Genomic DNA, 24,596 nt, shown 5'->3' with positions numbered 1-24,596 from the left:
TGTTCACAGATATGTGACTTCACCTAAAACCCTGTGGGAGTGAGCTTGCTCGCGAAGGGGCCAGCCAGGCCATCACAAATTTCAGATCAATTTCAAACCCAAGCCACCGCCAACAACCCCGCCCCCAACACCGCACACAACGGCGAATACACCCAGGTGTCCAGCCGCGCAAACCGCGAATCCTTCACGTCCTTGAAGAATCCGACCAGATTCGAATCACCAATCGCCCGGGCAAACATCAACAGCGCAATCGCGCTGATCACCCATTGCAGCGCTTTGTGTGTCACCGCCGGCACTCCCCAGCCAACCCGCATACACACCAACGCAGCAATCACCAACAATGCCGCCGCCACAATCAACGTGAGCCAGCCTGACGGCTTGAACGCCGGCCGTACCGTTGCGACAAATCCGCGCACCGGCACTTGCGGCACCACCACCGCTGCCGCCCACTGCCCACCCAGCGCCCAATACACGTGCATCAAGGCGATCACCGCAAACGTTGTCACCAGCCATTGAGCCAACACAAAGGTCATGGTTGAAATCCTTGGAAAGGGATTTGAACAAATCAGCCTAGTCGCATTTTTTCCAAGTGCACGACCGATCAGCGGTACGGTAAAGTGCCGCCCCATGAAATTCTCCCGTTCCGATCGCTCACTGCTGGCCTGGATGCTCTATTGCTGCGTCCTGTTCAACGTGTTCGCCTGCAGCATCGGTCACGGGCAAATGGTCGGCATGCAACTGAACGGTATCGGCGGCCAGTTCTGTACAGTCGACCCGGCCACTCAAGCGCCGCTCGCCAGCAACCCCACTGAAGAACAACTGCCGACCCTGTCCAAGGCATTTGGCTGCCCGCTGTGCTCGGTCGGCGGCGGCATGGGCCCGGCGTTCAACTCCAGCCTGACGCTAGCGATCCTGCCCGAACAACACAGCCCACCACTGGCGCCCATCGTCAGCGCCGACCTCCCTGCCCGCTTCACCTGGCCTTCGGCCAACCCTCGCGCCCCACCGCTCGCCTGAGTGTCCCTGCCTTTTTGATTTGTCAGCCCACTGCGCCAACGCGCCGCGTTCGCCTGTGCGCTGACTCCTAGACAAGCATTCAGGATTCAATGATGAAACAACTCACTCTGCTGGCGAGCCTGTGCGGCTGCCTGTCCGTTAACGTCTGGGCGCAATCCACCGTGGATCTGGCGCCGATCACCATCGATGGCGAGTCCGGCGCAGAACCGGGTCTGAGCCTCGACCAATCCAGCGGCATGGCCTCGCGACTGGGTTTGAGCGTGCGCGACACGCCGGCCTCGGTGGCCATCGCCAATCGCAACGACATCGAACGCCATGGCGCGCAGAACTTCCAGGACGCCGCCAACACCCTGCCCGGGGTCAACGCCAGCGCACCGCCGGGATTCGGCGGCTTCGTCTCCTATCGTGGCTTCACCAGCAGCCAGATCACCCAGATGTTCAACGGCATCAACGTCTCCGGCGGACTCGCGCGGCCCGTCGATTCATGGATCTATGATCGGGTGGAACTGGTCGGCGGCCCGTCGTCGCTGATCAACGGCGCAGGCTCGGTGGGGGGATCGCTGAACTACGTGAGCAAACTCGCCACCCGTGATGAACAAGCGGTTGAAGGCCGGGTCAGCTACGGCACCTACGACACCAGCGAAACCGCTTTCGGCCTCAACCACGCCCTCACCGACCCGAGCGCCGACGTGCAGCACTACGCGCGCCTCGACGTCAGTCACAACACCAGCAACGGCTACATCGACCGCCAAGAGCGCGATGCCTGGAGCGTGGCGTTCTCGCTGCTCAGCGACCTCACACCCGACCTGTCGCACACGTTGGCCCTGGAATATCAGGATGAACACGAAGACAGTCCGTACTGGGGCACGCCCGTGCTCAATCCCAAGGCCGGCGAGTTGAAGATCGATAAACATAACCGCTTCAACAACTACAACGTCGAGGACGGTCGTTACGAGCAGCGAACGATCTGGATTCGCTCGATCGTCGACTACCGGATCAACGACAACACCACCCTGCGCAACACGCTGTACCACCTCGACAGCCAACGCGATTACCGCAACCTCGAAACCTACCAGTACAACGCCGACAACACCGCGGTGAATCGCTCCACTGCGTATCAGGTGCGTCATCAAGGCGAGCAGAACGGCAACCAGTTCGAGTTGCGCCATGACAACACGCTATTCGGTCTCGATACGACGTGGTCGGGGGGCTTCGAATACAAGGTCAACCAGACCACCAATTCGCCACTGAACGTCAAAGGTGCGAGCACGGTGGATCCGGACAACTACCGTCCGGGGCACTTCTACGACATTCCCGGTACCAACCCGAAATTGATCAGCGACAAAACCAACGAGGTCACTACCAAGGCACTGTTCGTGGAAAACCGTCTGGCATTGACCGACAAACTGTCGCTGCTCACCGGTCTGCGCTATGACGACATTGAACTCGACGTGACCAACCATCGCACGGTAACCGCCACCAACCCGAAACACCTCAAGCGCAGTTGGGAACCAGTCACCGGCCGCGCCGGCCTGACGTACCAATTCATTCCATCGGCCAACGTCTACGTGCAATACAGCACCGCCGCCGAGCAACCGAACGGCACGCAGGACTTCGACGTTTCCACCGGCAAGCAATGGGAGATTGGCAGCAAATTTGATTATCTGAACGGGCGCGGCTCGGCGACGATTGCGGCCTACACCATTGAGCGAAAGGACTTCGCCGTGACCGATCCGCTGGACCCGACCAGCAGTATTCCGGTCGGTCAGCAGACGTCGAAAGGGTTAGAGATCGCCAGCTCGTTGCGGATCACCGACAAGCTGCTGGCTGAAGGCAACTTCGCTTGGGTCGATGCGCAATACGATGATTTCACCGAAAAGAATGCCGCCGGCGCGGTGGTATCACGCAAGGGCAACACGCCGACCAACGTGCCGGATCGGGTTGGCAATCTATGGCTGACTTATGATTTTTCGCCGCAATGGCAAGGTGGGGTGGATGCACGATATGTGGCGTCGGTGTATGCCGATACTGCGAATACCATGACCGTGCCGTCGTACACATTGTTCGGCAGCTTTCTCAGCTACAAGGTTGATTCGCATACCACCGTCACCGGGCGCGTGCGTAACCTGACCAATGAGGTGTATGCCGAGTTTGCGCATGTTTCGCCGGCGTATTACCTCGGAACACCGCGTACTTTTGAATTAGCGGTGGCTACCAAGTTCTAAAAGCTTCGCGAGCAAGCTCGCTCCCACAGTGTTGTGAACGACACATATCCATTGTGGGAGCGAGCTTGCTCGCGAAGAGGCCGGCCGCTGCTGCCTCTATTTCAGATCAGCCGAAACCTTATCCGCCACATCCTTCGGCAACCACGCCTGCCACACATCCGGGTGGGCCTTCATGAACGCCACCGCCGCATCACGCGGCGCCGTGTGCTTCTCGCTCATCTCGGCCAACGCCTTGTTCAACGGTTCGATCGGGAAATCCACCTTGCTGAAGAACTCGGCAATCTGCGGATACTTCTTCTGGAACGGCGTAGACACACCAATCGACAGCTTCGACGCCAGCGACCGGGTCGGTTTCGGATTGGGATTATCCGCATCGGTTAGCGTCTTCCAGGCTTCGGCATCAAATGGCGGCTCTTCCAGTTGCACCAGTTTGAATTTGCCCAGCAGCGGAGTCGGTGACCAGTAGTAAAACAGCACCGGCTTACCGCGACGAATCGAAGAACTGATCTCAGCGTCCAGTGCCGCACCGGAGCCACTGCGGAAATTGGTGTAATCGTCCTGCAGACCATAAGCCGTCAGCTTCTGCTTGTTGACCACTTCCGACGTCCAGCCGATCGGGCTATTGAGGAACCGACCCTTGCTCGGGGTTTCCGGGTCCTTGAACACGTCCTTGTACTTTTTCAGATCACTGACGCTGCGCAGATCCGGCGCCAGCGGCTTGATGCCTTTGGCCGGGTCGCCCTTGATCACGTACTCCGGCACCCACCAGCCCTCGGTAGCGCCTTTGACGGTATCGCCTAGGCTGACGACTTTGCCTTCGGCCTCAGCCTTGACCCACACCGGACTGCGACCGGCCCACTCCTCGCCAATGACCTGAATGTCATTGTTGGCCAGTGCGGTTTCCAGCGTGATGGTGGTGCCGGGCAACGTGTCGGTCGGCAAGCCGTAGCCCTTCTCGACGATGACCCGCAGAACATCGGTAATCAGGCTGCCGCTTTCCCAGTTCAGGTCGGCAAAGTGGATCGGGGCCTGGGCAGCCAGCACCGATGGCGCTGATGCCAGCAAACCAAACGTGGCCACGCTGGCGGCCAATAACCGTCGAAATCCGTTCATGCATTGCACCTCGTGCTGTTCACAGCAATGGCAGGATGGCCTGACAGAAGATCGCAAGCCTCTGAATACTCAGTCAACTGACTGTAGCCGAGGTTCCTGCTTTTTCCGGGTCACGCTGCGGACGAGGTTATGAATCAGACTTTTCCTGCAAGCTTTGCAGCTCGCGCCTGACCATGCTGGCGTATTCCGCGGGGCGCAACTGATAGATCTGCGCAGCCAGCCAATTCAGCCAGGCACCTTGCAATTCCGCCTTGGCGGCGAATAAACGCAGGGCTTCCTCGCGTGCAGTGTCGAGGTTCTGCGCATGGAAATCCGCGCGGCTCACTCGCTGGCCTTGAACGTCACCAGTTCACCCTTGCGCCACTTGGCGGCTTTGGCCGTAACGGCTTTCAGGGTTTTGGTCAGGCCTTCCTGCAATTGCTCATGGGCGGCGAACACGGTCACCACGCTATGGCCTTCCTTGAACAGGATGGCGTGCCCGTCAACGGTATCGACGAAAGCGTAATCGCCCAGTCCATAGACCGTGAGTTTGATTTCGCGAAAACGCAGATCCATCTTGCCGCCTTCGCGGCTGGGCAAGACCGATGCACTGAAATGATCGCCGACCTTGAGCTTGAGCCCCGGTTTGTCATCGACCACCAAGGCACTTTCGGTGTCGATCTCGGCCACGTAAATGCCTTCGGCGTTCTGCTCGGTGATGTAAACAAAACGCGACTGGAACAGCTTGACCAGCTTTGCACGCAAATCACCCAACACGAACAAAGCATGCATATCGAGATTACTGACTGCCAAAGAAACATCCCCACATCTGAAAAAACCGCACACGGAAAACGCGCACGGCAAAAAACGGCCAGGCCGATGTCACTGCAAATAAATCAATAAAGCCCGAATCGAGCAGAGTGCTCATTCAACGCGAGGTTGGTAAGACTACTGGATTGTTACTCGGGAAACTCATCCCGATGTCGCCAAAGCCTGAAGGAAAAATCCTCAGCGTCGACAAGAGCAGTCTGACTACGAACTTTAGGGAAAATTCTCACGAAAAAAAGCACTTCTCCGACATATCGCTGGCGAAAAATTGCTTTAGATAAGCCCTGTCGTCAACAGGTACTGGCGATTCTAGAGCAGCGATGCTCATTCCGACTACCCGAAACGGCCGGTAAATACCGGCCAACTGATGAAAAGGACTTCATATGTGCACTCGGACTCACTTTGCCATGACCGTTGACGCCCGGATCGAATCGTCGCTGATACTAAGTGCCACCACGATCAACGACGATTACCCGCGTTTCCAAGTGGTACCCGCCGGCAACGCTTTCTTCCATATAAAGGAAACATCGACCGGGCGCGTAAGAGGTTTCCGTGAAGATCACAACGAAGCCTGCGCCCTCGCCCGCTCACTTGAGTCAAAGATCGAACTCCTGGCGAGTGGATGCCTCAGATAAAGAGAGCGATCAACTGCGCCCTACCGGCGCAAATCAAAAAGGAGAACACGATGGATCTGGAAGGTTATAACTTGAAAACTCTGTTCGATCAGTTAGGTCTTCCTTCAGAAGGACCGGAGATCGACGATTTCATCGACGCGCATCCTCTTGACGCTGACACCAAACTGGTCGATGCCCCTTTCTGGTCGGACTCTCAAAGGCAAACGCTGCAAGAGTGGATCGGCAAAGACGATGACAGGGCAATCGTCTTCGACGAGCTGAACGTACGCCTTCACGACGGCAAGTAACCGAACTCAGTGCAGGCTGTCACCACACTCGGCTTGCAATTGCGCGAGCCATGCAGCCCTGCACTCCTCGGCCTCGTTGCGACTGGCAAACGCGGTACCGCGACGCTCGCCATTGAGCAAAACCACCCAGCACACGCTCTGCCCCATTGCGCGCAAACCGGCCGGCACGCCACTGCCGATCATCACAGCAACATCAACTCTGCACTGCATGCAGCCCTCCCGAAATCATTAGCAACCTAACTAAGTAGTCAGATTAATGGTTTCTTTCGAGCGGAAACAGCAAGCTCCGTGCACAGATTCATTGCATCAGAAGTAACAATCCCTCAGCGCGGTTTTTCCGGCTTATAGCCCAGACGCAATCCACCCCAGTGCCGGCCCTTGATCATGATCGGCACCGACAGGTCATGCATCAGTTCACCGGTGTCGCGGGTATAGGTCTGCAATAGCACCGGTTGCTGATGGCTGCCGCAACGGATGCCAGTGCGGTCGGCGAACTTGCGTTTGGTGCGATTGTTTACCGCATCGACCTGCACATCGCCGGTCAACGGCTGACTGAACAGCTGATTGTGCGTTGGCACGTAACCCTGCTGCGTACAGGCAATGGCGAACACCAGCCCCTCGTGACGCGGCAACAACGGTTCCTGAATCGCCGGCAGCACCTGATCGGTGTAACGGTCGAAACGGGTCTGAAACTTCGCCGGTTGGGTATTCGGGATCGGCTGATACTGGCGATCAAACAGATCCTCGAGGCTAATCTTTCCTTGTTCGACATCCGCCTCGAAACGTGCGGCAATCTGGCTCGCCCCTTCGCGGGCCAGATCGTAGATGCGCTGGTGATAGTCATCCAGACCGACTGCGGCCAGCCGCTCGCTGATGGTTTCCGCCTGCCCTTCCATTTGCACCGCCGCCTCAGCGAGGCGGCGAGTCTGTTGATCGCTGATCGCCAGATCGCTGCGCATCTGCTCGATGGCCTTGAACAGGCTGTCGAGTTGCTCGCGATTGGTTTCCGCGCCCTGAGCGATTTCACCGACCTGAGTTTCCACCCCGGCTGCCAGTCGCGCGATATTCTCCAAATGCTGACCGGTGTGCTCGACCTGCTCGACCCCCGTCTGCAGATCACTCGACAACTCGCGAATCTGCTCCACCACCTGCGCCGTGCGCTGTTGAATGTCAGCGACCATCTCGCCGACTTCACCGGTGGCCGACGCCGTGCGCGCCGCCAATCCACGCACCTCATCCGCGACCACGGCAAAACCGCGACCATGCTCTCCGGCTCGCGCTGCCTCGATCGCCGCGTTCAATGCGAGCAGATTGGTTTGACTGGCAATCGACTGAATCACCAGGGTCACGCGCTGAATATCGTCACTGCGCAGGCTCAAGGCTTCGATCAACTCACGGCTGGCATTGGCGCGCTGACTGAGTTGATGCATGCGCGCGATCGAATCCACCAGTTCCGTGCGCCCCGCCGCGCTGCTGTGATGCGCCTGACTCGCTGCTTCAAGGGCTGCACGGCTGAGCTGCGATGTGGCGTGTTCAGTCGCGATCATCACCTCGGCGTTGCTGACGATCTGCGCCGCCGCATCGAGTTGCGATTCGAGTTTGCTCGCCAGTTCCTTCACCGAAAACGCCACGCCGGCCGCCGACAAGGCGTTATGGCTGGTGGTGTAGGAAAGGTCGCGGGTCAGTTCGGACATGGCGTTGCCCGTGTCGGCAGGCTGGGCATCGGGGATGGCACGGGAACGCAAGCGCGGTAGCCAGACAATCAGCACCGCCAGCGGCATGCCAATGTACAGCGACCATCCACCCAGCGTCATGCCGGCCAGCAACAGCATCAGGGCGATGCTTTGCAGGGTCGGCGCGATCCAGCGGTTTTTCGGCAAAAGCACTGGTGCAGGCAAAGCCCCAACCAGAGATCCGTCTCTCGTCATATCAACACCCCACGCTTGTTCTCATTATTGTGACTGCATTAAACGCCACTACAACGCCATTATCCATGGTCCGTTAGTCGTGGGGTCTGTGGCAGGTCAATGGAACGGCGCGGGCTTATTGCAGACGAGCAAAAACAAAGATCGCAGCCTTCAGCAACGCCCATGTAGGAGCTGCCGAAGGCTGCGATCTTTTCAAGGTGCCCTGTTGAAAGGGTCACCCCACAGAATCAGGCCTGACGCTGGTGCTTGTCGATCTGCTCGTGACGCTCTTGAGCTTCGATGCAGTACTTGGTGGTCGGGCTGATCAGCAGGCGCTTCAGGCCAATGGCCTCGCCGCTGTCGTCGCACCAGCCAAAGCTGTCTTCCTTGATGCGCTCAAGGGCTTGTTCCAGTTGCGGCAGCATGCGCTGGTCGCGATCGATCGCGTTCACCAGCCAAGTGCGCTCTTCTTCAACCGAAGCCGCGTCTGCCGGGTCAGCCGGGGTGTCCAGGCTTTCGATGGCGATACGGTTTTGCTCAATGCGCTCGTGGGTTTCGACTTTCATGTTCTGCAGCAGCTCAGTGAAGAAAGCGTGCTGCTCTGCATTCATGTAGTCATCTGCCGGCATGGCCAGCAACTTGTCCTTTGTCATTGATATCTCTATAAAAAAACGTGCATTAAGGCGAATTAGGGAGCGTTTCGGCGAACCGCGTGCGGTCGGCGAAAAGGCATCGTTTATTGCAAATGCCACCCGGCACTCAATTTACGAGGGGCGGCAGTCTAAGGCCCGATCGAGGCCTCAGCAACTGTAAATACAGGGAATTTGTCCGACAACGCCCGGAAACTGCTCTGACACAGGGTTCACACGGCCATCGGAGTGCGTTTATAGCAAGAAATTCAGTCGAGCGGCTGTATATAGAAGACAAACGGCTAACCACGCAGCGCCCAGACGCAGTTTTTTACCACGCACTGCATCGTTTCAGCAAAGCAGAACTGCAAAAGCCCCCCTAATATCAGGCCCACCGTGTGATCAATCAGCCTGAAGGATGACCTATGCCCCGCCCCGATCTGCCGGCCATCGACGAGGTTTCACTCGCCAGCCCCCCGATCAATGCCGAGCGCCTGCTGCAACTGATCACCGACGAATACGACGCCCTGCCGCGCCAGCTCAAACGCATCGCCAGTTACATCAGCCAGCAGAGCGACCGGATCATGGTCGACCGCATCAGCGACATCGCCCGCGAGTGCGAAGTGCACCCGTCCGCCATCGTGCGCTTCTCGCAACGCTTCGGTTTCAGCGGCTTCAGCGAAATGCAGGCGCTGTTCCGCAGCGCCTACACGCACAAAGCCTCGCCGGTGCAAAACTACCAGCAACGCATCCGCAGCATGATCGCCGACCAGTCGCAGCAAGCCAGCGCCGGCGACCTCGCCCGCGAATGCATCGACGCCACCCGCTCCGGCATCGAACGCCTGGGCCGCGAACTCGACGACGCCGCGTTCGAAAAAGCCGTCGACCTGATCGTCAACGCCGACAACATTTATGTCGTCGGCGTGCGCCGCTCCTTCGCCGTCGCCGACTACCTCGTTTACAACTTGCAACACACTCAGAAGCGCATTCACCTGGTTTCGGGGCTAGGCGGTAGTTATCGCGAGCAAATGCGCAGCGTGCGCGCGAACGATCTGGTCATCGGCATCAGCTTCGTGCCCTACGCCAAGGAAACCCAACATTGCCTGCGCTTCGCCCGCCAGCAACAGGCCAACACCCTGATCCTCACCGACAGCCAGCTCTCGCCGCTGGCGAAACTCGCCAACAGCGTATTGCTGGTCAACGAAGGCAGCGCCCTCGCCTTTCGTTCGCTGAGTGCGACGTTGTGTTTGTGTCAGGCGTTGTTTGTGGCGGTGGCGTATCGGCTTGAGCTGAATGTTGATGAGATTCACGAACAACCCGGCTTCGACGACTGACAATTGCCTCTGCGTCGGCTAGGTTATGCCTTCCCACCGGTTTGACTTGAAGGAACGCGTCATGAAACTGATCGGCATGCTGGACTCCCCTTACGTGCGTCGCGTGGCGATCTCCGCCAAACGCCTTGGCATCGACCTCGAACACGAGTCAGTCTCGGTGTTCCGCCACTTCGAGCAATTCCAGCAGATCAACCCGGTGGTCAAAGCCCCAACACTGATCCTCGACGACGGCGTGGTCCTGATGGACTCGACCCTCATCCTCGACTACCTCGAAGCCAGCTCCGGCAAAAGCCTGCTGCCAACCGACCTGAAACAACGCGCCCACGCCCTGCGCCTGATCGGCCTCAGCCTCGCCGCCTGCGAAAAAGCCGTGCAACTTTATTACGAACGCAACCTGCGCCCAGCCGACATTCAATACCAGCCGTGGGTCGAACGCGTCGAAGGCCAACTCGCCGCCGCGTTCACCGCCCTCGAGCAAGAACTGGAAAAAACCGGCCTGCCCACCGACGGCACCCTCACCCAGGCCGGCATCAGCCTCGCCGTCGCCTGGAGCTTCACCGACCTCGTCGCCCCCGACCAGATCGACACCCGCCGCTACCCACACATCGCTCAATACACCGCCTACGCCGAAACCCTCGAAGCGTTCGTCAGCACCCCGATGACCTGACCATGAGCACCACCGACACCGCCGCCCCGGCGTTAAAGGAAATCTTCAACGCCGAACGCTTGCAGCACATCGCCAGCGAAATGAGCGCCGTGTACCCGGCGTTCAAGGCCAAGACGTTTCTCAAACACGCCCAGGACGGACTCGCCGAATTATCGGTGATGCAACGCATGGCGCGTGTCAGCGAAAGCCTGCACGCCGTGTTGCCACTGGATTACCAAGATTCCCTAGAAGTGCTTTTCGAACTCGCGCCAAGGCTGAACAGCGGATTCGTCAGCATGTGCCTGCCGCATTACGTCGCGAGCTACGGCGGCCACGCCTTCGACACCTCCATGGACGCCCTGAAGTACTTCACCACCTTCGGCTCCTCCGAATTCGCCATCCGCCACTTTCTGCGCAGCGACCTGGAACGCTCGCTGGAGCTGATGCACGACTGGACCCGCGATGAGAACCACCACGTTCGACGCCTCGCCAGCGAAGGCAGCCGCCCTCGCCTGCCTTGGTCGTTTCGGTTGGAAGCGGTGCAGGCGAATCCGCAGTTGGCGGCAGGGATACTGGATCGGTTGAAGGCTGATGAGAGTTTGTATGTACGCAAGTCTGTGGCGAATCATTTGAATGATGTGACGAAGGTGCATCCGGGGTGGGTGCTGGACACGATTGAAGGTTGGTCGTTGGAGAACAAGCACACGGCGTGGATTGCCAAGCATGCGTTGCGGAGTTTGATCAAGCAGGGGGATTTAAGGGCGCTGACGGTGATTGGTGCCGGGGCGAAGGCTGAGGTTGAGTTGTTGGATGTGCGGGTTGAACCGGCGGTGGTTAGGTTGGGGGAAGCGATTACGTTGTCGTTTGTGGTGAAGTCAACGGTGGCGCATGAGCAGCGGTTGGTGATTGATTATGCGATTGACTATGTGAAGGCGAATGGCGGGGTTTCGAGGAAGGTTTTTAAGTTGAAGACGGTGATTTTGGCGGGGTTCGAGAGTGTGGTTGTGGGGAGGCGGCAGGTGATTAGGGACTTTACGACGCGGAGGCATTTTGAGGGGCGGCATGGGGTGCGGGTTATGGTTAATGGGGAGGTTTTGGGGAGTGCCAAATTCGACATCGTCGCTGATTGATACCGCTAATGGATTCCGCTGATCTGGCAGTACTCGGACTGATAGGGAATTACGGATGGGGCAGCTTTCGGCCATTAGCAGCCATTCATGATCGGCGACATTTGCCAAACCAGACGTTTAAAATTTATCAGAAAGCAGGGGCCATATGCCTCCTTCTGGCCCGTCCTGGTGGTTACGAGACAGATACCAAATCATTGCCTACCACCAAGCCTGCAAGTTAACCTGCATAAACGCCAGCATGCTGGCAAAAGGACTTGTCGGCTCGGTCATGTTTCCAGCGTCAGTGACCATTTTGAACGCCGAAGCATTCGCGGCCGCCGACAAGCAATCTTATCCACCTTATGGGGCGCTTAGACAGACCATTTGGTGTCTACCCAAAGGTAGGCGGTAGAACATGTCAAAATCAACTCCACTTGCCACGCTCCTTCAGAATCGCGGCGCGCTCTTACAGATACTGGTCGCCGCAGTTATCTTGGCGATCGGCGTAAATCTGCTTTCATCGGCGATTGAAGATTCGCTATCGAGTAAGTCAGCTCTATGGGGCCTCTCTCTCCTACTCTTAGGGGTAAGCGCGATTTTGTTGGCAAAGCAAACAATTCCATCGCGGCACGTTAATCGCGACATGTCTGGATTTCTAATTTTTCATAGCGAAACAAAAGAGCTAGTGGGGGTCCCCCGATACGACTACAGTCAAAAACTTAAGTCGTTTCTTGAAGGACTGTTCGCTGAAAATTCTGCGCCCAAGGGATTGTGGAATTCAGATTTCGTGGATAAGGCGTTTAACATTGATGTCAAGACAGGTAAGGGAGGAATGAGGCAAACCGAAGCCGGGCAACTAATAGTCGAAGCTACAGAATACTATGTACTGGAACTGCTTTCGACGCACTTGACGGATTACTTCAACCAATCTGAACTTGCATCGGAACAGTTGCAGGAATTATCTCGCGAGGATGTTCCCGATATCTTATTCAAGAACCGATTCCTTGATACGTTTTCTCGGCCTATGCGAGAGCGAGCAGCATTCGTAAATGACTCAAAAGATGACTCCATGCTCTCGCGAGCGATTTTGTCTTACGGCCCAAACGGTATTCGCTATTCACGATTTGACCTAACATTGCCGGTGGGAGCTAAAGTAAAGCGACTCTCTCCTAGCTCTATTTCAATCGAAACTCCCAAATTCAAACTCAAGATGACTATTGATTTCAGGGGCTTTTCAGCAAGCCTTCCGTACGATTTTACCAATTTGTATTTGGGCGGAATAACTTTCTCAGATGTTCGTGCGTATGAGATCAAGTTATCAACAAATGTAGAGTTTAGACATCGGTCACTTCTGTCACGGTCAGGCTGGGACTACCACGCGTGGCTTGATTCGTTCCTGGCAAAGCTCGAGAGTCGATTTGACGGTGACGAGTTCCTTAAGGAAATAAACTGGGAAGCCGCTGCGACAGTCGCGCGAGTGGTACACCAAAAGCTACGGCCAATCGATTGTTACCCCACAAAAAACGGTCCAGCTTCGATGCAGAAGACAGACGGTGTAAGCGAGAGCGGAGCAGATTAGTAGCATAGTCTACGTAGGCGAATGTAATCGGACTGGCGATTATATATTTACCGCCAGCGTCAAATTCTCATGACGGCCGACTTAAAGATTGCAGTTGACCGATAGCTGTCACCCGTGGATGGCGGCTATCGGCCAATTGCGGTCGTTCGTGACAGGTTAAAATCGGCCAAAAACGGAGATTGCCTTGTTTGGATTGTAGTCTGACTACAAAGCGCAATACATATCGTTGATTTCGCCAACCTGGTCAGCCTATCGATGCGCCAGAGATACTTCTGAACGACAAATTATAATAGAAAGCTTCGCCTGCTGGCGGGTCAAGGGGGAGCGTTGTTAACAATGGCGATATAATCCTATCTGAAACAGCAGGTCGGAGAGAGTTTACCGATAAGTGTTCAGCCTAATGAATGAGCCTTCATCCTTTATAGATGAAATGATATTTCTTCTATCTAAAGACTCCGCAAAGCGTCTATTTCGTTCGGTGTTTTCCAGTTTGGGTCGTTTTTTACGCTGTGATAAATCCGAATAAGGATAATCCAAGCCTGACAATGCGCCGAGAATTTCTTCGACGGGAATTATATCAATAAAGTTATAAAGAATATCTTTGCGTTTGGTTTTTTCTTTGACATGGGTGAGACAATGGGAGATTAGTGAGAGATCGAATGCTCTCTCATTGAGATCTTCTCGCCCAAGTACTTGCCCGGCGTACTGGACGAGCGATGCGTCTGCATTGAGTTCATCCACGGTCAAATCACTTAACAAATAACACTTATGGTCTAACGGGAGAACGGACGCCAGAAGCAGCCCTTTAATTTCGGGACTTAGAGGATACTGTTTTATTCCGCTCTTATAGGTTTCGAAGTTCTTGATGATTAGCGTCTTTCTGAGTGCTGTTGAAGCATCGGTCATCGCAAAAGACTTTTCATTAAGGCGGACAATGAGTAAATCAGCCAAAACTAATAGCTGCTCTTCAGGAAGATCGCTTGGAAAGCTCACATAATGAAAGGGGATGCTTTTACAAAGATGTCGATAACTTTTATCGCTAAGCTCTGTATTGGAAATTATGAACCAGCTCAAATTTTTGGTTTGTGCGGAAGCATCACTTAATTGTGGGATTTTCTTTTCAGAAAGTGGTTGAAAGACATTTTCACGATTAAGAACTTCATTAAGTCGATCTTCGTTGAGTCCTTCAGCAGCGTGGAAGCATAGGATATTGACCCACGTCATGGCAATGTGCTCGCCATAAACAAGGTCGTCCCACAGATAGGTCGGTAAGCCATCGAATGTCGAGAAAACGTGATCTTGCTGTAAGACAAACTGAATTGCTAGGCTTTCATCAACTTCTGGGTGATTGACCAAGCTAAGTATCGCCTGAGGAGATTCTTGTACATTTCCTTCTATCGCGCATGCGACATCACGCAAATAATTATTGATCTCTCTGTCGATATAAGCTTTTAAGTAAGCGCTTCCGAAATTGGTGATTGCAGTATAATTTGATTTCTCGGGATCGAAGCGAGTAGCGCTTTCTTTGTATTCAGTAGTTGGTAAAAAAGCATGAGCCAGCAAAAATCTGACATTACCTACAGACAGTCGGTAAAGATCTTTTTCATGAACATATTCAAAAAGTTCGATGAGACTCGAAATATCGCTGAGGTGCTCAACTTTTACGCCCAGCAACCCAAGTACCTCGAACCCTTGTTCGAAAACCAAGTTCTCAGAAAATATTATTGCAGCTTGCGCGGAGATGTAGTTGGCTAATGCCAAATCAGCATTCATTTGGCTAGAGATATAAGACGGATCGAGGTGGGCAATGATTCGCGCGATGTGCTGTGTTGCAAGGGTCGTGTCGATAGACCCTACTCCGTAACCTGGCCAATGTGTAGCTACGGCCTGAGTCAACAACGACGAGTGCTTGCCGATGAGCCAGTACGCCTCGAAGAATTGACTGGTTTCCGGCAGGTGCTTCGACAAGTAGTTGATAATTAACTGCATCCTTGGTGAATCCGGAGCTCCGTCAAGTTGGTAATCAATGAGATTGACATTTAAAGTGGTTCCTGAACCGAAGTCTTCTTCGCGAAGCTCTTCTATAACCTCTGATGGGTTATCGATCATCAGTGTTGGATCAGATGTCCTGAAGTCGCGGATTGCCAGGATGAAATCCCAATCGTTACGGGACATCCGACCTTCGTGAAAAATGGATATATAGAGGTGATACGTCTCGTCAAGATAGCCGTTTCGAATCAAGTAATTAAGTAAGCGGCTATCTATAATCTGGTGTAGCTCTGTTACATCCCCTATCTCAAACTCTACCAAGCTCAGAAGATGATATAGCGGCTGTCGAGCCAAAGAAGATCTCTCCTCCTTCAGTTTTTCAATTTTTAAGTTGATTTCGATCCTGCTCTTTACAGACTTATTGATGATGTTTTTGTGTCGCTCTACAAAGGTGATGCCAGGTGTAATAGTTTCTTCAAGCGCTCTAAACGACAATGACAGATGGATTTTTTGCTCGTTATTGTAATAACTGCTCCTGGACTTACCGTGGACGGCTAAATTCGCCTCTTTGAAAAGTTGCTCAAAGTTATTCCATTCAAGTATTTGCTGGGCCGTAAATATGCTATCTCCCGCATACACACTAATAATGTCATATTCAGTGAAAGCGCTACACAAGTGCCCCCAAAATATCTTAATTAGCTCTATGACGTCTTTGCAATTTTCTTCTTCAGAGTCTGCAATGAGATTCCTCAAAGATTCAATTTCACTGTCTATTTTCTTTGCTGACTGGGTCAAGATGCATGTTCGCTGCTGGACGATTTCGAACAGCGCACCGTTTCCATGGTGTAGGTTTTCGAAGTCTTTGGGATAAGCATTTTTGTAAATGATCGCTGCTAGAAGCTTGCTGAAATTCAGTTTGCTCGACCCAACTTTCTTCTCATAGATAAAAAATTCGTTGCTTATGTTTTTAATTAGACGCATATCATCTAGATACAGCGCAACCTCTCCGATAAATCTGTCGCTTACATCCTCAGCATACCCCGCCACATGAATGCATTTTTTAAGAATCTCACGGGAGTTAGAATTATTGATTACCGGAATGACAGGAACGATAAAGTCGAAGAATTTAGCTCTATCCTTATTGAAAAAAATATCATCTTTGATTGCGTAAAAAAACTTCAGCGGCTGACTTCTTCTAATAGAAAAAAACAAGGGCGACCGTTGAGGCCGATCATTTATTATTTTATTTATTTCCCGTAGCTTTATAAATATCTCGGGATTCCCGAATCGATCCAAATCTTCAAAAACCACCAAATCATAATCATTTTCTTCGAAGAAATAGATGATTTCGTCAAGGTGTTTATTTAGTATTGAACTCTCAGGTATTCCGTCCAACTCCACCGCACCACTTTGCAGAGATAACTTCTTTACCGATATTGAGTGTGAAGCCCTCAAAGCTTTTGAGATCAACCTTGCCAAGTATAATAAGGTATAGGCAACAGTAAAAATCCAAGCCCAACTTAACGTGCCAGAGCTGAACGCTTTTAGTAACTCATCATGATTCTTGTACAGTAAACCGATGGCCACTGCCCAGCCTACAAATAGGATCGCGTTGAGTTCAATCCATCGGGGCCTGGAAATTCTTTTGAATCGTGAATACGGTAAGGTTCCGGCCCCGGCACCGTACAGCATTTGTTGGAGGATGCTGCGTTCGACCCTTACAGTTACATCCTTTTCCGGATCTTGATCTTGAGCGTTCAACGCATTGGGATCACTGAATGTCGCTAGGGATACATTCAGAAAGCGGTATGGAGAGTTTTTTTCGAAGGTCTTGATGACACTGGTCTTGCCTGACCCATAAGGACCTGTGATGGCGACGTTTCGCACCGTTGGATTGCGCATGGCAAACTCAAGCGCCGCTTGATAGAGGCCATCTTGATCAGCGGTATCGATAGGGGCTAAATCAAAAAATTCGTTGCGAAGAGATTGTTCAGTTTGAAATCGACGTGCCAGCATTTTAAAAATCGAAGTGCTTTTGAACAGTGCAAATACCGATTTCGATAGCTTCATTTCTACCTTCCTTGACCTCTATTGAACTGTCTTTCAGATGCCATCTAGTCATCTAAGCAGTTTCTCAGAGTGGCAGTATGCCTTCTCAATGCTGGGTAGTAATGTGCTTTCGAGCAGCCAGTGTCTGATCGCCGAGCTAATTGGCCTTCTCAACCGAGATTTCATCCTCACCTTTGAGTTCAATGGACCGTTTGGTGCCGTGCGCCGAGTGGCTGCTTCTGGCCGAAAGCGGACCTTCGTTGAAACCAAAATTGACGCGGTAGCTGTCAAAGATGATTACTCAAAACAGCGCCACTGAAAGACAGGCAAGAGAAGTGTCTCCTGCCTGCTGCTACCAACTCCCGTACGGTATGCCGTGTTTCTCGATATACCGCTTGGACTTTTCGCTGACGGGATACGCATAGCGCCCTTGGTTCTTACCTTGGCCAGGCCCTAGCGGTTCAACTTCTGCCTGTGCTCTGGCGACCTTGACAGGGCGATGGCACTCGTCCCGGATAAAAACCTGTACAACGCCCCCTGGAGCCAAACCCAAATAAATAGATGCGCTATAGCTGGCCTGTTCCTCCGGTGTTTCCGGGCACCGCTGACTGACCGATTGCACCATCAGTTGCCTCGCCTCCTCAGGCACATCCAACCAAATCTTGTAAGTTTGCGGCTCGACAATGGATTGCCAGCGCACGTAGATACGCGTGGGCAAGTCAGCGCCAATCACTGGTTTCGCAGCCGCGCCTACCGCATGCCAACCGCGCGCGGACTCTTTGCCATTTTCTGGTTCTCCGCCAGCGGACGTCCCTCCTCCCGTGCGCGTGAATAGCTTGCCGTTTATGTCTTCGACGGCACTGTCCTCAACCCAAACCTTCATGTAATAAGGTTCGGTGAAGCCTAGCTCCCACCAAGGAGATTTGGGGTCGTTTTTGGCTGATAGCGGATCGTTTGATTGGCAACCGCTAATCAACAGGGCACAAAGCATCGTTTTAAGTTGTTTCATCGGATGATGGTTACCAACTTCCATACGGAATACCGTACTTGTCGATATAGCGCTGGGCCTTTTCACTCACAGGGTAGGCATAACGACCACCGTTTTTTCCCCGCTCCGGGCCTAGCGGTTCGATTTCGCCTTGCGCTCTAGCAACCTTGATTGGTCGGTGACATGAATCCCTCACCCATACCTGAACAACACCACCCGGTGCGAGTCCCAAATAAACTGAAGCCATGAAACGCGCTGTTCTTTCCGGCGTTTCCGGGCAACGTCGATTTGTGGAGGTCACCATTATTTGTCTGGCCTTCTCCGGGATATCCACCCACGCTTGCCATGTTTTCTGCTCGACGATTGATTGCCAACGGACCCAGATGCGGACAGGTAAATCTGCGCCCACCACTCTCTTTCCGCTGCCACCTACCCCACCTGTCCAGCCTCGGGCGGACTCCGTTCCATTTTCAGGCTCTCCCCCAGCAGCGGTGCCGCCACCGGTTTTGTAGAAAATCCTGCCGTTAATGTCTTGAACAGAACTGTTCTCTACCCAAACCTTCATGTAATCCGGCTCCGTAAAAGCCAGTTCCCACCATTCGGATTTCGGGTCGTTTTTGGCTGATAGTGGATCAGCGACCTGGCATCCCGTGACTAGCAAGATGCAAAGCATCGTAATGAATTGTTTCATTGGCTGACGGGTTACCAACTCCCATAAGGTATGCCGTACTTTTCGACGTACAACTTAGCCTTATCACTCACTGGATAAGCATAACGACCACCGTTTTTCCCTTGTTGTGCACCTAGCGGCTCAATCTCGCCTTGGCCTCGAGCAACCTTGGTGGGATTTCGGCATGAGTCTTTTACCCAAGCCTGCAGAATACCGCCAGGGGCAAGGCCGACGTAAAGAGACGCCATGAATCGAGCAGTTTTATCTGGGGTTTCCGGGCAGCGTTGATGTGTGGATGTCACCATCAACCGTCTGGCTTCTTCAGGAATATCAATGAACCCGCGATAGGTTTTCTGCTCTGTGATGGACTGCCAACGTACGGAAATGCGTTTTGGAAGGTCGGCCCCTGTTACCGGCATACCTGATCCTGTTACAGCTCCCCAGCCACGTGCTGACTCGGTGCCAATGTCGGGTTCTCCTGAAGCGGCAGTGCTTTTGCCGGCTTTGGAAAATACCTTGTCGTTGATGTCCTGAACGGAGCTGTCCTCTACCCAAACTTTCATGTAGTTCGGCTCAACGAACACTAATTCCCACCATGGGTATTTTGGGTCGTTTCCGCCGGTTTCGGCTCCTCCGGACTGGCACCCCGACAACAGTAAAACGCCCAAGAGGGCAATCATTGATTTCATTACCAAAGCGTCCAGTCAGGTACATGGGGGTGTTGTACGCGAATCCCGTCTTCCGTGGGGGCATTGATATAAACGGCGTCGATACCACTTCCATCTCTTCTTCCGAGGGGATGATTCCAGTTTGCGGAGGTATGAATGTACTTCAGTTTAAGAAGTGCCTCTTCCTCTGGAGTGGTTGTGTAATCACCGGCGACAAATCGATCGCATAGCGGTTGGAGCTCTTCGGGTACGGAATACTCACCATCATCGGGAATGTCGATGAAGCGAACACCTTTTTCTTTTGCCAATTGATACATGACTTTTAAATAAACCCTCGAAAGCTTGCCGCTAACTGCGCGTTTGAGTTGCAGAGCTGCGAACACGCGCTTCTGACCGGGGGAAAGCCTGTCTTGATTTTCACGTGGGAGTTCTACAGACGCAGGAGTGACAATTTCCAACAGATGAGCAGGCCATCCCTTAGCAACCCATTCGCTTTTTGCTCGTGCAGCATCACGGTAGATCGAGGTACTTGCGACGTCGGTAAAAGTAGATACCGCCAGGGTTTGCATGGGGCTCACCAGCACGCACTCTTCAACTTCGTCGAGATAGCTGCCGCCGATATCAGAGTGGACGCCGGGAAAGGTGAACTCCGGGTGAGCGGGTTTCACCCGGCTGAGCGCAAAGTTTGCGCGGCATTCATCACGAGCAACCAAGTGGACAACGTCCTTGAAGTACTTCCTATCCAGATAGAGCTTCACACCGGGAGCGGTAGGACTTTTCACTCGCCCAAAATTCGTGAAACCGGCGATCGAGGGTACGGTGTCGAACAGCCCGATGAACCCCATGTTGATGCCGCTTCCGTATTGACTATCAAAGGTTCGGCTGAAGTCTCTGGCGCTGCCGTTTAGTAACGCTCCTAACGGTCCTTGCTTGCCCCTGACAACCTCGTTCGAAAAGTGCCGCGCTGCAGCGGCTCCGCGACTAAAGCCAAATGTATCAAAAGTCAAAGAAGCAATTTCGCTGTTTGAATTTTCCTTCAATGCTTCTTCAATAATGTGGTTGATCTGCGTGAAGGATGTCTGTACACGGCCGGCGACGCCTGTGTCACCACGCCCCATACCGGAACCCAGCGCACTGTCTTTTTTATCGTTCTCCGTACCGATACCGTCGATGTAGATAGCACGCGAAACGCGCCTCAAAGAACCTTCACCCCCGTCTTCTTTGATCTCTTCATACAATGAAAACAATTTTTTTACGTTGGTAGGCCCGGCGCCATAACTGCTGTCCGGATCCTTCATATAGGGCTGACAACTAGCCGGAATATCTGCCGGCGCAATCGGATGCTGCGCCCCACACAGCAATCCCGCCGCCGTGTTGTTCGCATTATTCCCAGTGCCATCAAAGAAAACTCCAATCCTCAACGCGATCCCGATTTTCTCAGGTTCGCGCGCAGGTTCTTTCCCGTGTTTCTCATATTCCGCCCAACGCTGGGCGTGAATATCGACGGGTTTGGCTTCTTCGTAGCGGTGGTTTTTCGGGGGGTTGGGTACGTAGCCACTCATCCGTGATTCCTGGTTCTGATCCTTGAGAACGGCCCGAAGGGTGACAGCCGAGGCTGGGGGGCGCAAGCCGTGGCCGTGTGCCAGCCAAGGTGTGACCGCGGGGTTCGACGAGGGTTTCCCCTCGTCGGGGTGGGGGTTGGTTAGCTGGCTATTTCGACGTTATCCAGCGCTTGGTTGACGGCGATTTCGCCGAGCATCACGACTTGGGCGATGCCCAGTGCGGTTTTGCGGTGGGGGGTGTCGAGCATGGCAGCGAAGTTGAGGAGCATTTCGCTGGCGGAGCCGAGGGTTTCGCTGGCGTTGGCGAGCAGGGATTCGCTGTTGTACTTCGGGTTGGCGAGGTACATGCGTTCAGGTTGTTGGGTGCTGGCCATGATTTGGCTGGCGGGTTTGAGGTAGTGGTCGAGGGCGCGTTCGGCGGCTTCGTGGAATCGCTTGGAATCGGGGGATTCGTAGGGGGATGTGGGGTCGGTTTCGGGTGGGTTGGGTGTTGGTTTGATCATTGATGAAGCTCCTACGTCAAAAAAAGGAGCCATCACTCTCGCTACCAAACGAGGGTGGCGGCCATGCGCAGGTTGGTAGACCGGGACGTAGAAAACCGGCGCGCCCGAAGACGCCCTGTGCATGACCACCATAAAAGCCGTGTCGAACAGACACTGCGAATCATGATGCTTATGCAATCTACGAAAACTCAGGGCTACCAAACCCGATCACTGTTTTTCAGCGACCGACAGACGATAGAACCCGCGACCTAGACGCACAAGCCAGCGGATTCTGGCTTAGTCGTAGGCGATGGCGCAAGGAGTTGTAGGGCGTAGCCAGCAACGAGAGACACCTATTAAACAAACATGTAGATCATCTGTTTAACAGGTCAGTTGAGATGCAGAGAATTCCGAATCAATGGGTCTCAAACGAATTCCACTGGTGAGTATCAAGATCCAGCGCGCAGTAGGGTTCGAAAACGTAAAGCACAAGCGGATTCTCAATATCTATCGCTGCCACCTGGAGTGACTTGAGATAGGACTGAGCCTCTGCGAATGATGTACCGAATAGAGGATCATCCATTGCCTTCGCGCGCGTCAGCTTGGAAATCGTTTGATCTGGATGTTTTGCCATCGCAATTCGAAAAGCCAGGCTAGCGTCGAAGTGTGTTTTACCGAAGACGTGCTGACGAAGCCGACTGATCACGCTTCTTGAAATACCAACATAGATAGGCACGCCGTTGTCGATCAACACGTAGCAGCCCGAAAAATCTTGCGCCAGTTTGAACTGCTTCAGCAACGATTTAACGCCAACACCGGGCACTGAAAAGTCCTTCATCTCTCGCGGAGTTTCAAGAGAGCTTTTCATTCTGCTCATATGGCCGGGCAGAACCGTTTTGGCTAACTCTTCAAATGTGTGCATGCATTCGTGTAACGCCATTGGAGAACCGCTCGGTCGAGAGATGGACGCCAACGCTATCGCGTCAAGTCAGGCCATTACAAGCGATGTAACTCTCGTCTATGTAAAGCGTCGCCTGAACAATGTGAGGTAATAAATCTCTGTAGCGAAGAACAGAGGAATCGCTACAGAGATCGTTCACATCTAGCTGGCGATTTCGACGTTATCCAGCGCTTGGTTGACGGCGATTTCGCCGAGCATCACGACTTGGGCGATGCCCAGTGCGGTTTTGCGGTGGGGGGTGTCGAGCATGGCGGCGAAGTTGAGGAGCATTTCGCTGGCGGAGCCGAGGGTTTCGCTGGCGTTGGCGAGCAGGGATTCGCTGTTGTACTTCGGGTTGGCGAGGTACATGCGTTCGGGTTGTTGGGTGCTGGCCATGATTTGGCTGGCGGGTTTGAGGTAGTGGTCGAGGGCGCGTTCGGCGGCTTCGTGGAATCGCTTGGAGTCGGGGGATTCGTAGGGGGATGTGGGGTCGGTTTCTGGTGGGTTGGGTGTTGGTTTGATCATGGTGAAACTCCTAGTTAATAAAAAGGAGCCTTCACATTCGCTACCAAACGAAGGTGGCGGCCATACGCGGGTTGGTAGACCGGTAACTAGGACCCGGCACACCCGAAGGTGTCCTGCGCATGGCCACCATTGAGCAGAGACCTGATGAGGTCTGCGAACGGTTCGCGATGCGACTAGTTATGGCGGGCTACCAAACCCGATCACTGTTTTTCAGCGACCGACAGACGATAGAACCCGCGACCTAGACGCACAAGCCGGAGGATTCTGGCTTAGTCGTAGGTAACGGCGCAAGGCGTTGTAGGGTTTCGGTGGTTACTTGAGGCTTCGTTTAAACAATGGCGGTTTTTACTGTTTATTTCGGTCAGTGGTTGATGGGGTGACTGGGCGGGCGTCTTCGCGAGCAAGCTCGCTCCCACAGGGGGGTTGTGGTGGATTTTGGAATTGTGGTGGTTGGGCTGGCGTCTTCGCTAGCAGGCTAGCTCCCACAGGGGTTTGTGGTTGGGTTGGGATTTGCTGTGGCTGGGCTGGCGTTATCGCGAGCAGGCTCACTCCTACAGGGGATTGTGTTCACTTGAGGTCGAGTAGGGTGTCTGGGAGGGTGCCGGAGAAAGTGGGTTCTACCGGGCCGCTCAGGGTTACGGAGCCTGAGCCATTCCAATGGACGGTGACGGGGCCGCCGTCGCATTCAACGTTGACGGTGTGGTCGAGCAGGCCTCGGCGGATGCCGTTGACGGCCGCGCCACATGAGCATGAGCCGGAGCCGAGCGGGATGGCGCCGTTTCGCTCCCAGATGCGCAGGCGGATGTGTTGGCGGTCGATGATCTGCACGAAGTGGACGTTGGTTTTTTGCGGAAATAACGGATGGGTTTCGAGGCTTGGGCCGAGGGCGGTGATGTCGACGGTGCTGAGGTCATCGACGAAATAGGTGCAGTGCGGATTGCCCATGTTGCACGCAGTTGGAGCGCCGGCGAGCGGTAGAAATAGCGTGTCGTGTTCTTGCGCCAGAGGGATGTCTTGCCAGTCGAACAACGGTTCGCCCATGTCGACGGCGATCAGTCCGCTGGGCCTGCGTTCGCAGGTGAGCAAGCCACGGTTTGTGCGCAGGGTAATCGAGGTTCGGCTGACTTCGCGCATCAACCTGTCCGCCACGCCACGGGTGGCGCTGCCACACACGTCGAGTGCTGAGCCGTCGGCGTTCCAGAACTCCACGCGCGCATCGGCGTCCTCGCAATTGAGTACTACGGCGAGCTGATTAAACCCGATGCCGCGGTGGCGATCGCCGAGGCGCCGAACCAGTTGGCTGGTGATCGGGTTAGCGTGGTTGCGCGCGTCGACCATGACGAAGTCGTCGCCGTTGGCGTGCATTTTATGGAAATCCAACGGCATTGATCGATCCTTGATGGAGTGAGTTTCGCGGTGATCTGGCCGGATTTTC

24 protein-coding genes are annotated in these 24,596 nt (G+C 54.1%); 8 read left to right on the top strand and 16 right to left on the bottom strand.

What is annotated here, in order from left to right; genetic code table 11:
* Positions 1 to 92: 92 nt before the first annotated feature.
* Positions 93 to 533: a DUF3995 domain-containing protein gene (locus AB4O11_RS20135; protein WP_093437296.1), complete on the bottom strand. Its 441-nt coding sequence runs from the start codon at positions 531 to 533 to the stop codon at positions 93 to 95.
* Between the two features lie 94 nt (positions 534 to 627).
* On the opposite strand from AB4O11_RS20135, the gene AB4O11_RS20130 reads away from it, so the two are divergent.
* Positions 628 to 1,017, top strand: coding sequence for a DUF2946 domain-containing protein (locus AB4O11_RS20130; RefSeq protein ID WP_016982997.1), 390 nt, complete (start codon positions 628 to 630; stop codon positions 1,015 to 1,017).
* A 92-nt stretch (positions 1,018 to 1,109) separates the two neighbouring features.
* Complete coding sequence (locus tag AB4O11_RS20125) at positions 1,110 to 3,242, top strand: TonB-dependent receptor (RefSeq protein WP_186623552.1); 2,133 nt, start codon at positions 1,110 to 1,112, stop codon at positions 3,240 to 3,242.
* 96 nt (positions 3,243 to 3,338) lie between these two features.
* Here the strand turns inward: AB4O11_RS20125 and AB4O11_RS20120 are convergent, their stop codons facing one another.
* The 3 genes from AB4O11_RS20120 to AB4O11_RS20110 all read right to left on the bottom strand — a co-directional run bounded on the left by AB4O11_RS20120 (position 3,339) and on the right by AB4O11_RS20110 (position 5,126).
* Positions 3,339 to 4,355 (bottom strand): ABC transporter substrate-binding protein, encoded by a 1,017-nt coding sequence (locus tag AB4O11_RS20120; protein ID WP_186623549.1) that lies wholly within the window; start codon positions 4,353 to 4,355, stop codon positions 3,339 to 3,341.
* 127 nt (positions 4,356 to 4,482) lie between these two features.
* Positions 4,483 to 4,680: a hypothetical protein gene (locus AB4O11_RS20115; protein WP_116255428.1), complete on the bottom strand. Its 198-nt coding sequence runs from the start codon at positions 4,678 to 4,680 to the stop codon at positions 4,483 to 4,485.
* Positions 4,677 to 5,126 carry a hypothetical protein gene (locus AB4O11_RS20110; RefSeq protein WP_186623547.1) on the bottom strand — a complete coding sequence of 150 codons (450 nt, stop codon included), beginning with the start codon at positions 5,124 to 5,126 and terminating at the stop codon, positions 4,677 to 4,679. The genes AB4O11_RS20115 and AB4O11_RS20110 overlap by 4 nt, the downstream gene beginning before the upstream one ends.
* 419 nt (positions 5,127 to 5,545) lie before the next feature.
* On the opposite strand from AB4O11_RS20110, the gene AB4O11_RS20105 reads away from it, so the two are divergent.
* Positions 5,546 to 5,797 (top strand): hypothetical protein, encoded by a 252-nt coding sequence (locus AB4O11_RS20105; protein ID WP_116255426.1) that lies wholly within the window; start codon positions 5,546 to 5,548, stop codon positions 5,795 to 5,797.
* A 50-nt stretch (positions 5,798 to 5,847) separates the two neighbouring features.
* Positions 5,848 to 6,084, top strand: coding sequence for a DUF2789 family protein (locus AB4O11_RS20100; RefSeq protein WP_116255425.1), 237 nt, complete (start codon positions 5,848 to 5,850; stop codon positions 6,082 to 6,084).
* A gap of 6 nt (positions 6,085 to 6,090) precedes the next feature.
* Here AB4O11_RS20100 and AB4O11_RS20095 read toward each other — a convergent pair whose 3' ends face one another.
* The 3 genes from AB4O11_RS20095 to AB4O11_RS20085 form a co-directional block, all read right to left on the bottom strand.
* Positions 6,091 to 6,294, bottom strand: coding sequence for a hypothetical protein (locus AB4O11_RS20095; RefSeq protein ID WP_116255424.1), 204 nt, complete (start codon positions 6,292 to 6,294; stop codon positions 6,091 to 6,093).
* Between the two features lie 113 nt (positions 6,295 to 6,407).
* On the bottom strand, positions 6,408 to 7,631 hold the full coding sequence (locus tag AB4O11_RS20090; protein ID WP_460131124.1) for a methyl-accepting chemotaxis protein: 1,224 nt from the start codon (positions 7,629 to 7,631) through the stop codon (positions 6,408 to 6,410).
* A gap of 608 nt (positions 7,632 to 8,239) precedes the next feature.
* Entirely contained in the window at positions 8,240 to 8,644 is a 405-nt protein-coding gene (locus tag AB4O11_RS20085) for a TraR/DksA family transcriptional regulator (protein WP_003225981.1), read from the bottom strand.
* Between the two features lie 401 nt (positions 8,645 to 9,045).
* Here AB4O11_RS20085 and AB4O11_RS20080 point away from each other — a divergent pair, with 401 nt between their 5' ends.
* From AB4O11_RS20080 to AB4O11_RS20065, 4 genes are all read left to right on the top strand, one after another.
* Positions 9,046 to 9,954 (top strand): MurR/RpiR family transcriptional regulator, encoded by a 909-nt coding sequence (locus AB4O11_RS20080; protein ID WP_460128083.1) that lies wholly within the window; start codon positions 9,046 to 9,048, stop codon positions 9,952 to 9,954.
* A gap of 61 nt (positions 9,955 to 10,015) precedes the next feature.
* The gene (locus AB4O11_RS20075) at positions 10,016 to 10,621 is read left to right on the top strand and encodes a glutathione S-transferase (protein ID WP_460128081.1); all 606 of its coding nucleotides are present in this window, start codon (positions 10,016 to 10,018) and stop codon (positions 10,619 to 10,621) included.
* 2 nt (positions 10,622 to 10,623) lie between these two features.
* The gene (locus tag AB4O11_RS20070) at positions 10,624 to 11,730 is read left to right on the top strand and encodes a DNA alkylation repair protein (RefSeq protein WP_460128079.1); all 1,107 of its coding nucleotides are present in this window, start codon (positions 10,624 to 10,626) and stop codon (positions 11,728 to 11,730) included.
* Between the two features lie 394 nt (positions 11,731 to 12,124).
* On the top strand, positions 12,125 to 13,288 hold the full coding sequence (locus tag AB4O11_RS20065) for a hypothetical protein (protein WP_460128077.1): 1,164 nt from the start codon (positions 12,125 to 12,127) through the stop codon (positions 13,286 to 13,288).
* A 378-nt stretch (positions 13,289 to 13,666) separates the two neighbouring features.
* Here AB4O11_RS20065 and AB4O11_RS20060 read toward each other — a convergent pair whose 3' ends face one another.
* The 9 genes from AB4O11_RS20060 to dapF all read right to left on the bottom strand — a co-directional run bounded on the left by AB4O11_RS20060 (position 13,667) and on the right by dapF (position 24,547).
* A complete protein-coding gene (locus tag AB4O11_RS20060; protein ID WP_460128076.1) occupies positions 13,667 to 17,347 on the bottom strand; it encodes a YobI family P-loop NTPase in 3,681 nt (1,226 codons plus the stop codon).
* A 331-nt stretch (positions 17,348 to 17,678) separates the two neighbouring features.
* Entirely contained in the window at positions 17,679 to 18,335 is a 657-nt protein-coding gene (locus tag AB4O11_RS20055; protein WP_460131122.1) for a DUF2931 family protein, read from the bottom strand.
* A 10-nt stretch (positions 18,336 to 18,345) separates the two neighbouring features.
* Complete coding sequence (locus AB4O11_RS20050) at positions 18,346 to 19,005, bottom strand: DUF2931 family protein (RefSeq protein ID WP_460128073.1); 660 nt, start codon at positions 19,003 to 19,005, stop codon at positions 18,346 to 18,348.
* A gap of 11 nt (positions 19,006 to 19,016) precedes the next feature.
* On the bottom strand, positions 19,017 to 19,673 hold the full coding sequence (locus AB4O11_RS20045) for a DUF2931 family protein (RefSeq protein ID WP_460128071.1): 657 nt from the start codon (positions 19,671 to 19,673) through the stop codon (positions 19,017 to 19,019).
* Positions 19,673 to 21,214, bottom strand: coding sequence for a phospholipase effector Tle1 domain-containing protein (locus AB4O11_RS20040; protein WP_460128069.1), 1,542 nt, complete (start codon positions 21,212 to 21,214; stop codon positions 19,673 to 19,675). Before AB4O11_RS20040 ends, AB4O11_RS20045 begins: the two co-directional genes overlap by 1 nt.
* Before the next feature lie 140 nt (positions 21,215 to 21,354).
* Entirely contained in the window at positions 21,355 to 21,717 is a 363-nt protein-coding gene (locus tag AB4O11_RS20035; RefSeq protein ID WP_016982978.1) for a DUF6124 family protein, read from the bottom strand.
* A 394-nt stretch (positions 21,718 to 22,111) separates the two neighbouring features.
* On the bottom strand, positions 22,112 to 22,618 hold the full coding sequence (locus tag AB4O11_RS20030) for a GIY-YIG nuclease family protein (RefSeq protein ID WP_026000442.1): 507 nt from the start codon (positions 22,616 to 22,618) through the stop codon (positions 22,112 to 22,114).
* A 180-nt stretch (positions 22,619 to 22,798) separates the two neighbouring features.
* Complete coding sequence (locus tag AB4O11_RS20025) at positions 22,799 to 23,161, bottom strand: DUF6124 family protein (RefSeq protein ID WP_016982978.1); 363 nt, start codon at positions 23,159 to 23,161, stop codon at positions 22,799 to 22,801.
* A 567-nt stretch (positions 23,162 to 23,728) separates the two neighbouring features.
* Positions 23,729 to 24,547 carry a diaminopimelate epimerase gene (gene dapF / locus AB4O11_RS20020; RefSeq protein ID WP_460128067.1) on the bottom strand — a complete coding sequence of 273 codons (819 nt, stop codon included), beginning with the start codon at positions 24,545 to 24,547 and terminating at the stop codon, positions 23,729 to 23,731.
* Positions 24,548 to 24,596: the final 49 nt, after the last annotated feature.

Source organism: Pseudomonas sp. H1_D05 (assembly GCF_054682705.1).
This window is presented reverse-complemented; position numbering and strand designations above follow the sequence as displayed.

Bases quoted from the DNA above. Each gene is read 5' to 3' on its own strand.
- AB4O11_RS20135 (WP_093437296.1), bottom strand. From the start codon at position 533: ATGACCTTTGTGTTGGCTCAATGGCTGGTGACAACGTTTGCGGTGATC.
- AB4O11_RS20130 (WP_016982997.1), top strand. From the start codon at position 628: ATGAAATTCTCCCGTTCCGATCGCTCACTGCTGGCCTGGATGCTCTAT.
- AB4O11_RS20125 (WP_186623552.1), top strand. From the start codon at position 1,110: ATGAAACAACTCACTCTGCTGGCGAGCCTGTGCGGCTGCCTGTCCGTT.
- AB4O11_RS20120 (WP_186623549.1), bottom strand. From the start codon at position 4,355: ATGAACGGATTTCGACGGTTATTGGCCGCCAGCGTGGCCACGTTTGGT.
- AB4O11_RS20110 (WP_186623547.1), bottom strand. From the start codon at position 5,126: ATGCATGCTTTGTTCGTGTTGGGTGATTTGCGTGCAAAGCTGGTCAAG.
- AB4O11_RS20105 (WP_116255426.1), top strand. From the start codon at position 5,546: ATGTGCACTCGGACTCACTTTGCCATGACCGTTGACGCCCGGATCGAA.
- AB4O11_RS20100 (WP_116255425.1), top strand. From the start codon at position 5,848: ATGGATCTGGAAGGTTATAACTTGAAAACTCTGTTCGATCAGTTAGGT.
- AB4O11_RS20095 (WP_116255424.1), bottom strand. From the start codon at position 6,294: ATGCAGTGCAGAGTTGATGTTGCTGTGATGATCGGCAGTGGCGTGCCG.
- AB4O11_RS20090 (WP_460131124.1), bottom strand. From the start codon at position 7,631: ATGATCGCGACTGAACACGCCACATCGCAGCTCAGCCGTGCAGCCCTT.
- AB4O11_RS20085 (WP_003225981.1), bottom strand. From the start codon at position 8,644: ATGACAAAGGACAAGTTGCTGGCCATGCCGGCAGATGACTACATGAAT.
- AB4O11_RS20080 (WP_460128083.1), top strand. From the start codon at position 9,046: ATGCCCCGCCCCGATCTGCCGGCCATCGACGAGGTTTCACTCGCCAGC.
- AB4O11_RS20075 (WP_460128081.1), top strand. From the start codon at position 10,016: ATGAAACTGATCGGCATGCTGGACTCCCCTTACGTGCGTCGCGTGGCG.
- AB4O11_RS20070 (WP_460128079.1), top strand. From the start codon at position 10,624: ATGAGCACCACCGACACCGCCGCCCCGGCGTTAAAGGAAATCTTCAAC.
- AB4O11_RS20065 (WP_460128077.1), top strand. From the start codon at position 12,125: ATGTCAAAATCAACTCCACTTGCCACGCTCCTTCAGAATCGCGGCGCG.
- AB4O11_RS20060 (WP_460128076.1), bottom strand. From the start codon at position 17,347: ATGAAGCTATCGAAATCGGTATTTGCACTGTTCAAAAGCACTTCGATT.
- AB4O11_RS20055 (WP_460131122.1), bottom strand. From the start codon at position 18,335: ATGAAACAACTTAAAACGATGCTTTGTGCCCTGTTGATTAGCGGTTGC.
- AB4O11_RS20050 (WP_460128073.1), bottom strand. From the start codon at position 19,005: ATGAAACAATTCATTACGATGCTTTGCATCTTGCTAGTCACGGGATGC.
- AB4O11_RS20045 (WP_460128071.1), bottom strand. From the start codon at position 19,673: ATGAAATCAATGATTGCCCTCTTGGGCGTTTTACTGTTGTCGGGGTGC.
- AB4O11_RS20040 (WP_460128069.1), bottom strand. From the start codon at position 21,214: ATGAGTGGCTACGTACCCAACCCCCCGAAAAACCACCGCTACGAAGAA.
- AB4O11_RS20035 (WP_016982978.1), bottom strand. From the start codon at position 21,717: ATGATCAAACCAACACCCAACCCACCCGAAACCGACCCCACATCCCCC.
- AB4O11_RS20030 (WP_026000442.1), bottom strand. From the start codon at position 22,618: ATGCACACATTTGAAGAGTTAGCCAAAACGGTTCTGCCCGGCCATATG.
- AB4O11_RS20025 (WP_016982978.1), bottom strand. From the start codon at position 23,161: ATGATCAAACCAACACCCAACCCACCAGAAACCGACCCCACATCCCCC.
- dapF (WP_460128067.1), bottom strand. From the start codon at position 24,547: ATGCCGTTGGATTTCCATAAAATGCACGCCAACGGCGACGACTTCGTC.